This window comes from Cellulomonas humilata, from assembly GCF_013359775.1.
Taxonomy (GTDB): Bacteria; Actinomycetota; Actinomycetes; order Actinomycetales; family Cellulomonadaceae; genus Cellulomonas; species Cellulomonas humilata.
On the sequence record NZ_JABMCI010000008.1, the window covers coordinates 1 to 307 of the forward strand.

Sequence of the window (307 nt, forward strand, 5' to 3'; positions counted from 1 at the left end):
CACGCCCGGGGTGTTCGCCCACGACCCGATGAACGTCGGAGCCGACCCGTTGGTGATCTGCCAGGTCCCGTCGCCCTGCGCGAACGCGACCGGGATCGAGGACCACCCGGCGTTCTGCCGGACCAGCGCGATGTCGGTCAGGCCGTTGCCGTTGAAGTCCCCGGTCACCACCCGCACGCCCGGGGTGTTCGCCCACGACCCGATGAACGTCGGAGCCGACCCGTTGGTGATCTGCCAGGTCCCGTCGCCCTGCGCGAACGCGACCGGGATCGAGGACCACCCGGCGTTCTGCCGGACCAGCGCGATG

Annotated in this window: 1 protein-coding gene; it reads right to left on the reverse strand. The window is 71.0% G+C overall.

The genetic code is table 11. The annotated features are described in order from the left end of the window. On the reverse strand, positions 1-307 hold a 307-nt coding region (locus tag HP550_RS00035), incomplete at both ends, for an Ig-like domain-containing protein (RefSeq protein WP_210767462.1).